The 2,638-nt window shown below is 59.8% G+C and carries 3 protein-coding genes; all 3 read right to left on the bottom strand.

Features of this window, described 5'->3' with window-relative positions:
* Positions 1–3 precede the first annotated feature (3 nt).
* Entirely contained in the window at positions 4–111 is a 108-nt protein-coding gene (gene psb30 / locus NW857_RS02440; RefSeq protein ID WP_011433833.1) for a photosystem II reaction center protein Ycf12/Psb30, read from the bottom strand.
* 104 nt (positions 112–215) lie between these two features.
* The gene (locus NW857_RS02435; RefSeq protein ID WP_414334406.1) at positions 216–1,511 is read right to left on the bottom strand and encodes a glutamyl-tRNA reductase; all 1,296 of its coding nucleotides are present in this window, start codon (positions 1,509–1,511) and stop codon (positions 216–218) included.
* Positions 1,512–1,825: 314 nt separating this feature from the next.
* Positions 1,826–2,638: fructose-bisphosphatase class II family protein (locus NW857_RS02430; RefSeq protein ID WP_414367870.1), on the bottom strand; the 813-nt coding region annotated here is incomplete at its 5' end.

Here is a 2,638-nt window from a genome sequence, read left to right as displayed (position 1 = left end):
TGCCTACATATCCGCGCCGCGTAGGTAGAGCAGCAGGATAACCGCCGGCCCTGCCAGAACGATCAAGGCCAGCAGCGCCAACTGCACGAACACTTCGTACTGTCCGAACATACCCCCAACTCCCAGAGCTTACGTTTTGTATCCTAAGGGCAGCCCTTCCCCTGAGATGAGAGAGCTGTTACAATTCTTTAATATTTGACACTGCCCAGGGATCCCTAGCGTTCCTGCTGCGCCTGAAACGGCATGGGATCGAGGTTAAACAGCTCCTGCAGGATTTGCATAGCCCTGCGCCGCGCCTCGATGTCCCGCTTGGCCCGCAGCTGCACCATGGGATCGTGCAGGATCTTGTTGACGATGCCGCGGGTGAGGGCGTCGATCACCTCCAGGTGCTTTTCGGCAAAGTCTTTGCCTAGGCGGGAGAGGGCTTTTTCCATCTCCTGCTCGCGGATAGACTCCACCTTGTGGCGCAGGCTGGAAATGGTGGGCACCGTCTCCAGAGAGCGCCACCACTCCATAAACTGCTCCACCTCTTCTTCCACCAAGTCTTCGGCATCCCGGGCCAGCTTTTGCCGCTGGGCGCGGTTTTCTTCCACAATGCGGGAGAGGTGATCCACGTTGAACACCTGTACCCCTCTTAGCTTTTCCACGTCGGGATCAATGTTGCGGGGCACCGAGATATCCACCAACAGCAGCGGCTGATTCGTCTGCAGCACCCCCGCCAGTTGCTCGTAGGTGAGGATCGGCTGGGTGGCGCCAGTGCTGGTGAAGACCAGGTTGGACTCGGCCACACTGCTCAACAGCGCCTCCCAGGGCAACACCTGGATCGGCTGCTCAAATTGTTTGGCCAGGGCCTCGGCTCGCTCCAAGGAGCGGTTGACCACGGTAATATCCACCGCCCCTTTGGCCAGGAGGTGCTGCACCAACAGGCGGGCCATCCTCCCTGCTCCCACCACGGTCACCTTGCCCTGGGAAAGGGATCCCTGCTCCTGCAAGGCCAACTCCACCGCTGCCGAGCTGATGGACATGGCGCCGGTGCCGATCCCCGTCTCGGTGCGGATGCGCTTGCCGGCGGTGATGGCCGCCTTGAAGAGGCGGTTGAGGATGCGATCCATGCCGTTGCAGGCTTGCCCCAGTTGCTGCGCTTTTTTCACTTGCGACAGGATCTGTCCCTCTCCCAACACCAAGCTGTCCAGCCCGGCGGCCACCCGCACCAGGTGCGTCACCGCATCTTGGTAGAGCAGCGTAAACAGGTGCGGGCGCAGTTGGGGCAGCGGGATCCCTTTTGCCTCCGCCAAAAACTGCATCGTCTGCTGGACACCGCTTTCCATTTCTGGGGTGACAATGTAGACTTCCAGCCGGTTACAGGTGCTGAGGATCGCCGCTTCCTCAATGTGGGGGTGGGCACGGAGCTGCTGGATCCTCTCTCCCACCTCGGCCTCGGAAATGCTGAGGCGCTCCCGGATCTCCACAGGAGCTGTGCGATGGCTAAGACCGACAACCGCGATAAACATGCCTCTCCGTCGTCTGTACAGCAACAGTTATTAAAAGCAAAATCTCTGAACAAAAGCAAATCATCCCTTTTCGGGAAGGTTGAGCTGAGACCGGTGTCAAGGCAGTTCCTTGTCTCGGTTCCAGCAAGCTTAGGTAACTTTTCTCAGCCTACCTAAACCCTAAGACCAGTATCGAACCGGTTTCGCAGGATTTTGCTGAAGAGTTATTACGTTTTTTCGGGTTGCAACTTGATAGATTTTTTAACGTTCGACCAAAGAGAAGAGCGACCTTCGCCAAGGGAAAGTCGCCCTCATCTTTTCGGCAGGGGATCTGTTTAGCGCAGTTGCAGGCTGCGGGGCTGTTGGCCGTCTTTCATGTGGATGGTATCCACGAAGCGCACCGTGCGCGACTGGCTGGAGATCACCAGGGTTTCGGTGCGGGCCCCACCGCCGAAGAAGCGCACCCCCCGCATCAGGTCGCCATCGGTAATGCCGGTGGCGGCAAAGAGCACTTCCTTGCCGCTGGCCAGCTCTTCGCATTCCCACACCTTGTCGGGATCCTCGATGCCCTTTTCTTTCAGTTCCCGCCGCGTTTCCTCCACCGGCGGCAGGTAGGTGCCCGCCTGCACCACTTCGGGATCGTAGATCAGCCGCCCCTGGAAGTGGGCGCCCAGGCAACGCAGCGCCGCTGCCGAGATCACTCCTTCGGGAGCCGCCCCGATCCCCATCAGGGCGTGGATGCCGGTGCCGTTGAAGCCTGCCGAGAGGGCCGCCGAGATGTCGCCATCGGTAATCAGCTTCACCCGCGCCCCCGCCTCGCGGATTTGGCGGATGAGATCGACGTGGCGCTTGCGATCCATGACCACCACCGTCAGGTCTGAGATCTCCCGATCCAGGCTTTCGGCGATGATCTGCAGGTTTTTCTCAGGGGGATAGTCGAGGTGCACCTTGCCCTTAGCCTGGGGCGGAGCCGCCAGCTTTTGCATGTAGATGTCCGGCGCGTGCAGCAGGCCGCCTTTTTCGGAGATGGCCAGCACTGCCATAGAGCCGTTTTGGCCTTTGGCCACCAGGTTGGTACCCTCGCAGGGATCCACGGCAATATCGATTTCCACCAGCTCTTCCACACGGCAGAATTGCTCCGCATCCGG

The organism is Synechococcus sp. H55.9, from assembly GCF_047462355.1.
In the GTDB taxonomy this organism is placed as follows: Bacteria; Cyanobacteriota; Cyanobacteriia; order Thermostichales; family Thermostichaceae; genus Thermostichus.
Note: the sequence above shows the minus strand (reverse complement) of the source record. Positions and strands in the feature narration are given on the sequence as shown.